Source organism: Cruoricaptor ignavus, assembly GCF_900141665.1.
Lineage (GTDB): Bacteria > Bacteroidota > Bacteroidia > Flavobacteriales > Weeksellaceae > Cruoricaptor > Cruoricaptor ignavus.
This window is the reverse complement of sequence record NZ_FQYI01000017.1, coordinates 1-8,228: the sequence shown is the minus strand read 5'-3', so window position 1 is coordinate 8,228 and position 8,228 is coordinate 1. Positions and strand designations below refer to the sequence as shown.

6 protein-coding genes and 1 pseudogene are annotated in these 8,228 nt (G+C 37.9%); 4 read left to right on the top strand and 3 right to left on the bottom strand.

Annotated features, from left to right (window positions below; genetic code table 11):
• A pseudogene (locus tag BUB43_RS10750) lies at positions 1–215 on the bottom strand (IS982 family transposase); the annotation flags it as partial.
• Positions 216–444: 229 nt separating this feature from the next.
• Here BUB43_RS10750 and BUB43_RS10745 point away from each other — a divergent pair.
• Positions 445–2,622, top strand: a complete 2,178-nt coding sequence (locus BUB43_RS10745; RefSeq protein ID WP_073181005.1) for a TonB-dependent siderophore receptor — start codon at positions 445–447, stop codon at positions 2,620–2,622.
• A 91-nt stretch (positions 2,623–2,713) separates the two neighbouring features.
• Entirely contained in the window at positions 2,714–3,916 is a 1,203-nt protein-coding gene (locus BUB43_RS10740; protein WP_073181003.1) for a PepSY-associated TM helix domain-containing protein, read from the top strand.
• Positions 3,917–4,454: 538 nt separating this feature from the next.
• Here BUB43_RS10740 and BUB43_RS10735 read toward each other — a convergent pair.
• A complete protein-coding gene (locus tag BUB43_RS10735; RefSeq protein ID WP_073181001.1) occupies positions 4,455–5,123 on the bottom strand; it encodes a metal-dependent transcriptional regulator in 669 nt (222 codons plus the stop codon).
• A 95-nt stretch (positions 5,124–5,218) separates the two neighbouring features.
• Between BUB43_RS10735 and BUB43_RS10730 the strand changes: the two genes are divergently transcribed.
• The gene (locus tag BUB43_RS10730; protein ID WP_073180999.1) at positions 5,219–7,225 is read left to right on the top strand and encodes a TonB-dependent receptor plug domain-containing protein; all 2,007 of its coding nucleotides are present in this window, start codon (positions 5,219–5,221) and stop codon (positions 7,223–7,225) included.
• 3 nt (positions 7,226–7,228) lie between these two features.
• The gene (locus BUB43_RS10725; protein WP_073180997.1) at positions 7,229–7,699 is read left to right on the top strand and encodes a thioredoxin family protein; all 471 of its coding nucleotides are present in this window, start codon (positions 7,229–7,231) and stop codon (positions 7,697–7,699) included.
• A 7-nt stretch (positions 7,700–7,706) separates the two neighbouring features.
• Here BUB43_RS10725 and BUB43_RS10720 read toward each other — a convergent pair.
• A partial coding sequence (locus BUB43_RS10720; protein ID WP_143154039.1) for an IS982 family transposase occupies positions 7,707–8,228 on the bottom strand: 522 nt, incomplete at its 5' end.

Below are 8,228 nucleotides of genomic sequence, written 5' to 3'. Positions count from 1 at the left end.
CTTCTTTCAATTTTTGGTTCAATTTCAAAACCTTTTATTTCTCTAAAAAGTTGATGTTCAGAATCAATGGACTTAAATTCAGCCAAAATAATCAAACCAATCAACTCTATATCAGATAGTTTTGGTTTTATAGGTTTAAAATAAAAATCTTCAGTTTCTGAAATGTCTATTAAATTATTTAAAATTAAGTTGTAACTTGCCTCAAGGTTGCTCATAATTGTATTTGATTGGTAGTCAATACAATATACTAATTTTTAGTCACTTGAGCAACCTATTTTATAATGCACTACGAGTTAAAATAATACCCAAGTACAAATCCGACTAAGTTGTGGGGTGGATATATTTGCTACGTGAAATTTAAATGAAAAAAAATACAATTCTTATTTAGAATAAGGAAAAATAATTTTTATATTTGCGGTTATTAATAATTATTCTAAATAACCCATGAAGAAAATAATCATTTTTGCAGGCACTATGTCTGTTTTTTCCTTGAATGCCCAAGAACTAGATTCAGTAAACGCGAAAAATATCGATGAAATCATTTTGAACAGAATTTCAAAGAAAGATACCGAATCCAGCAACAAAATGCCAATCAAATTTATCGAGAATTCACAAGTTTATTCTTCTGTAGATAAAAGCGTTTTGGAACACCAGAACATTTTTACGGTAGACGAGGCATTTCGAAATGTCACAGGATTGCAGAAAATGTGGAACGCCACCAACCGATCCGGAGATGGCGGTGCTTATATTAATTTGAGAGGTTTTATCGCATCCAACGGAATGAGAAACGGAATGGTTTCCCCTGTTTCCGGAACCATTGATGCAATAAATATTGAGAAATTAGAAGTTTTGAAAGGCCCATCCGGAACGATATTCGGGAGTAATGTTTCTTCTTACGGCGGAATTGTGAACAGGGTGACTAAGAAACCTTTTGATCTTTTTAAAGGAAGCGCAACAGTTGCAGGTGGAAGCTACGATTATTATCGTGCACAAGTAGACATCAACACACCGCTGAATAAATCAAAATCGCTGTTGTTCCGTATCAATACGGCATATACTACAGAAGGAAACTTCCAGAATAAGGATGTACATAATACTTATTTTGCTTTCATTCCAAGTTTAACTTGGAAAATATCCGATAATGTAGATTTGAATGTAGAATATGAAGCTTTTGAAAACCGTACCCAAGGCGAACAAGGATTATCCTTTATTTTCTCACCATCCAAATATGGCTTCAAGGACATGCAGGATTTGGAAAATGCAGGTTTAAACTATAAAGAATCTTATGTAGGAAAAGACCTTTACAATACCGGAAGAAACAGAAATCTTTTTGGACAGCTTAATTATAAAATTACTGATAAAATAAAGTCTACCACATTGGTGAGCAGTTCCTATAGCTACTCCAACGGTTTCAACCCATATTTTTATTTAACCACAGCCAGCTATACTCCGGATGGTACACCTCTTGGTCTCTACCGAGGAGACCAATCTACCCGCGACAGCAAACAAACCTACCTTCAGATACAGCAAAACTTTAATTTTGATTTCAATATAGGAACAATGAGAAACCGCCTTTTGGCTGGTGCTGATTACCTTAAAAACAAGAGCAACCAATTGTTCATTTATGGAATTCTCGATTTTGTTCCCTTTACCGGAAATTATGATTACACAGGTTTCAACGGACAAACGGTAGGAGATTACTACAACTCCGGAGCCAACGGAAACTATCCTCTTATCAGCGAGAGCAACACCTATAGTGCTTATATTTCCGATGTTCTAACGATTACTGACGGACTAAATGTAATGGCGTCATTGCGATACGAAAGCAACGATTTTCAAGGAGGAAAAAAGGGAGCAAATGAAATAAAACCTTACCGACAATCGGCTTTCTCACCAAAGTTTGGTTTAGTATATGAAATTGTAAAAAACAAGTTTTCAGCATTTGGAAATTACCAAAATAGTTTCAAGAGTAATGGATATTATATATCTGATCATTCAGAAAACATATCTCTTGCCGATCCTGAAACCGCCAACCAGTTCGAGGTCGGTTTTAAAACCAATCTACTCAACAGTCGCCTGAATGCAACACTAAGTTATTATGATATTAAAGTAAAAAATTCATTGCAAACCATTGGTTACACCGCTTCGTCTCTTGCAATACAAAACCAGGCAGGAGAACTACAAAGCAAAGGTGTGGAACTAGAAGTAAATGCTTATTTGGTAAAAGGATTCACGGTTATTGCAGGACTTAGCTATAACGACAGCAAATACACCGAAACGTCAGATGCTTCGGTATTAAATAGAAGACCCAACATCGCTTCTTCACCATGGTTGGCGAACTTCAATGCGAATTATCAGATCCTTGACGGAACATTGAAAGGATTAGGATTTGGTTTCGGTGGAAATTATGCCAGTGCCAACAGAATTTTCAACACTACGACCGATGTGTTCGAATTGCCGAAATATTTCGTGCTGAACGGAAATGCGTTCTATGATACCCCAAAATACCGAATCGCAGTAAATATTGATAATTTCACCAACGAACATTACTGGATCGGCTACCGCTCAGCAAATCCTCAGAAATTACTTAATGCGGTAGCCAGTTTCACTTACAAATTCTAGCATTGTTTTGCATTTATTCATACTCTTAATTTAAATTTTCATTCAAAAGTTGGCAGTTTCGCGCTGCCGACTTTTAAGCTTAAATAAAACCATGAAGAAACTTCATAGCAGTAGACAAGAAAAGAGAACCTCTAAAATCAAGAAATGGATTGGGAAGTTGCACCTTTGGTTTGGCTTGGGAATTGGTTTGATCGTTTTTTTTGTAAGTATTACCGGAGCATTGCATGTTTTTAAAGAAGATATCCAATACGCTCTTCGAAAGGATTTCATTTATCATAATGAACCTAACATCCAAAACAAAAAAGTGCTTCCTTTAAAAGAATTGGAAGAAAAAGTAGAAGCACAAACTTCAGAGAAATACCCTATTCATTGGGTGGAAATCCCGCTTGATAAATCCAAATCTTATAAATTTTATTACTACGAACACGATCCAAAAGCTTGGAACTTTTTTGATGAATATCCGGTTTATAAATCGGTTTACACCAATCCATTCACAGGAAAAGTACTGAAAATTCAGGACGAGAAAATAGAATTTTTCACGATTGTAAAATCCATTCACTGGAGCTTTTTGCTTAAAAGAGAATGGGGAACTTATGTCGTGGGAATTCCTGTGCTTATCTTTTTGTTCATGCTCGTATCCGGAATTATCCTTTGGTGGCCTAAAAACAAATCAGCTAAAAAACAACGCATTTGGTTTCGATGGAAAAATATTAAAAATTGGAAACGTAAAAACTATGACTTGCATAGTATTTTAGGCTTTTACAGCTCAATTGTGGCTTTAATTGTGGCAATTACAGGATTGTTTTACTCGTTTTTATGCATCCAGTCCTTTATGTATTTTGTTTTTTCCGGAGGAGAAACTACATTGCCCGATTTGTCCAAATATACAACTACAGCACCCGCATCAATGCGTAATGAAAGTACTTTGGACAAAATGGCAAGACTCGTAGAACAACATTATCCCAATGCTAGCGCTTACTCAATAGATTTTGGTCATCCTCATATAGATGATCACGAGCATGAAAACTTTACAATCTATATTCGACATCTCGAAGATCGCTATTGGAAATACAGTGAGATGATTTTTGATGAAAATTCAGGTCAATTGTTACTGAACCGCCCTTATGAAAAACGGAATTTAGGAGAAAAATATTTAGCTGCAAATTACGATATTCACGTAGGAGCAATTTTGGGATTGCCCGGGAAAATCCTTGCATTCATCGTAAGTTTAATTTGTGCATCATTGCCTGTGACAGGATTTATGGTTTGGTGGGGAAGACGGTATAAGAAATAGTGAAATTGATTAGTGCAAGATTTAATTGTAGCTGGGAATAGGGAGATGGGGGAGGATCGGTAGAATTGATTGCTATTCACTCGCCCAAATCCCTCTCTTGGCTGTAAGATCACGCTTAAGCATAATAATGTCTTTCTTATTAAAGCTTCTAAAGATCTTCCAAGCTTAGCATCGTAGTCAACCCTTAAAATAAAATTAACTTCCGAGCTTATTGGGTGAAAGAAGGCGGAGCCTAGAAATCCGCTTCCCACAAAACAGGAAAGTATGAAGTACAAGTACCACGCCGAGCGGTCTTGATTCCAGGCAAGAGTATCGACAGAGTCACTCATCCCATACTAAAAAACAAACCAGCCTAGTATAAACTTTCTAAAAGGAGTGATTGGGGATATTAAAGATGCGTTATTTGCTACTATCGAATACAAGTTGCAGATGAAATTTAACTAAATCAGATAAAATGATTCTCTGGTTTCAAATAATCCTGCAAATGTTTGTATGCAAATACCATTTGAAATATGAGAAATGGTTCCCTAATGAACGCCTAATTATAAGTTCCAATTACAAAAATATTTTCTGCGAATTTCTGACTTACACTTTTTTCGTTTCCGTTTATTTCAATGGTCAACTGGCCGTCGAAAGCTTCGCGCGATATAATTTTGATTTCATTGTTGATAGCCAAGCCCAGACTTACCACATATTGCAAAAAAGTTCGGGAATTGTCTTTTACTGCGACCATCCGGCACCGGGCTCCAATTTCTATCTCATTTAAAGTTTTTTTGGATTGCTGAATGAATACGCCATTTTTATCAGGTATAGGATCTCCATGAGGATCAAATTTAGGATTACCTAAAAAATCATCTAACTGATCAATTAGTTTTTTCGATTTAATATGTTCCAGCTCTTCTGCTACTTCATGCACTTCTTCCCAACTGAAAGATAGCTTTTCATATAAAAAAGTTTCCCATAATCGATGTTTCCGAATAAGGTCGACCGCACTACTCTTTCCTGTTTTAGTGAGTTCTACCTTCCCATATTTCTCATAATCTACCAGTTTCTTTTCTTTCAATCGCTTCAGCATCTCATTAACGGATGCAGGTTTCAACGATAAAGATTCTGCCAGTTCATTGATACCGCTTTTGCCGGTACCATTGGAAACGGAAATTTTAAACAATGCTTTCAGATAATTTTCTTCTGTGGAAGTAAGGCTCATACCAAAAATTTATTGGGTAAAAATACAATAATTTTCAATTATTTATTTTTAGGATGTCCTAACTTTTATATATTTGCAGTATTAAAATAATGACAATGAAAAAGTATGTATTACCTATTGTTCTTTTTTCTGTATTCCTGCATGCTCAAAGCGACAGTTTGAGTAAAAGTGCCCACATTGACGAAATAGTGATCACCGGAACGATGAAATCAGTAAGAAAAGACAAAAGCCCAGTTCCTGTTGAGATTTATTCGCAGCGTTTTTTCCAGAAAAACCCTACCCCGAGTTTAATAGAATCTGTAGGCATGATCAATGGTGTACGCCCTCAGGTCAACTGCTCGGTTTGTAACACGGGAGACATCCACATCAATGGACTTGAAGGCCCTTATACCATGATTCTTATCGATGGCATGCCGATCGTAAGTGCTCTTTCCACAGTCTATGGCCTCAGCGGAATACCCAACAGCATGATCGATCGTGTGGAGGTCGTAAAAGGCCCGGCATCTTCTCTTTACGGATCGGAAGCCATGGGCGGAATCATTAATGTAATCACGAAAAATGCCTTAACAGCGCCGAAATTTACTGCAGATCTCAGCACCTCAACCTGGGCAGAAAACAATCTGGACCTTGGGATGAAATATAAGATGGGTAACAAAGCATCTGCTTTACTCAGTTTAAGTTATTATCATTTCGACGAGCGTAAAGACCTGAATGATGACAACTTTACGGATGCCACCCTCCAAAAGAGAATATCGGTATTCAATAAATACAACTTCAAGCGTCCCCATCACAAGCAGGCGAGTTTTGCCCTGCGCTATATGTACGAAGATCGTTTTGGCGGAGAAATGCAGTATAAGCCGGAACATCGTGGCGGAGAAGATGTCTATGGCGAAAGCATCTACACCAACCGGGCAGAAGTGATCGGTTCTTACCAGCTGCCTACCACAGAAAATATTTTTGCACAGTTCTCCTACAACTATCATCATCAGGATTCTTACTATGGAACTACTTCTTATCTGGCGACACAAAATATTGGTTTCGGACAATTGTACTGGAACCGGCTCTTCGGCAAAAACGACCTGCTCATTGGAGCTTCCGTAAAATACAGCGGATACGATGATAACACGCCGGGAACGCTCTCTGCCGATGGTCTCGTCAACCAGCCTTCTAAAGACTGGACTCCCGGCGTTTTTGTGCAGGATGAAATCGCTTTTAATGATCAAAATACGCTTTTGATAGGCTATCGATTAGACCACAGCAAAAATCATGGATTCATTAACTCTCCCCGTTTTGCGTATAAATTCAGCCCAACTGAAACGGTTAATTGGCGTTTAAGTTTTGGAACCGGTTTCCGGGTGGTGAATTTATTTACCGAGGATCATGCAGCCCTTACAGGATCGCGCGAAGTAGTGATTAAAAACGAACTGCAACCGGAGCGCTCGTACAACGGTAACCTCAATTTCTCAAAAAAAGTGGTGATGGACCGCGGTTACATCAATTTCGATGCAACAGCCTTCTACACCTATTTTACCAATAAAATCCTTGGTGACTTCGAAACAGATCCCAACAAAATCATCTATGATAATCTTTCCGGTTATGCCATCAGCTCAGGTTTATCGCTAAACACTGAGATTCAGTTCCCTTTCCCGCTGACAGCTAATATCGGTGGAACCTATATGGAAGTGTACTCCAAATACGAGGATACCAAAGAACAGCAGCTTCTTGCCCCTAAATGGTCCGGAAAATATGCTCTTACCTATCATTTCACCAACAAATTTTTTGCAGACCTCACAGGAGAACTGTATGGCCCGATGAAACTTCCGGTAGTACCCAATGATTTCCGTCCCGAATGGTCTCCATGGTACCACATTATGAACTTGCAGGCCAGAAAAGAATTTAAAAACAATTTCGAACTCTATGCCGGAGTAAAAAACCTGCTAAACTTCACCCCTAAAGATCCCCTGCTGCGCCCATTCGATCCTTTCGACAAAGACGTAAACAATCCTAACAACCCTTACGGATATACTTTTGATACCACTTATGGTTACGCGCCAATGCTGGGCATCAGAGGATATCTGGGAGTAAAATATACCATAAGATAATAAATGCAGCGCAGTACATTCTTCATCATTCAATTGATATTTTTTAGTGTTTTTACTTTTAAGGCGCAGGAACTGAATCCTGTGCCTCAAAAGGTTTTTGCCGATAAAGCCCAAGCCCATCAAAGCAAAAAAACCATTATCCTATACTTCTACACCGACTGGTGTTCCGTATGCCGGATTCAGAAAAACGTATTGAAACAAAGTCCCGAACTGGTAGAGAAGCTTAAAGAAAAAGCGGAATTCATCACCATGAATGCCGAAGCTCATAAAGAAGCCGTAACGGTAATGGGAAAAACTTACGAATATATCCCAAACGGAAGTAGCGGCCTACACGAGCTGGCATATGAATTCTCTGCAGAACAGCAGGTGTATCCTCTTTGGGTTTTTATTGATCCGTCAACAGGAAAATGGAGCAGATATGAAGGACTCTTAAAAACAGAAGATCTAGAATATATTTTAAAAGCAAACCCGTAGTGCATTATCACGCGAGATTTATTTTTAGGTTGTTTATATTTCTGCCGAAAAGAAATTTATTCAGATATTGAATAGTTGTTAGTGTTGCAATTTTAGCCAAAATTCTGGTTTTAAAACCTTGAAAAGTTTTGGCATAGTTCCTTCTAATCATAAATTGGTCACAAAGTTGGGAAAATAACGTTTCGATTCTTTTCCGATATTTTTTGAATTGATAAAACTGTGGCTTGTAGTCTTTTTGATTTCTCCTTTTAGGAGTTTCTAATTCTATATTTACCTCATTGAATAAGTCTAACTGGATGGTTTGAGACAAATAGCCTTTGTCCCCAAGTAACACACAGTCAGACATTTGGAGTTTTATATCTTGCAAGTAGTGGATGTCGTGAACGGATGCGGGAGAAATATCAAAACTCTGAAAAACCCCAGAAATTGAACATACAGCATGTAGTTTATACCCATAGAAATGCAGGTTCTGCGAAGCACAAAATCCTTTGTTGGGATAAGCATAATCTACATCCTTGCAAATCCTGCT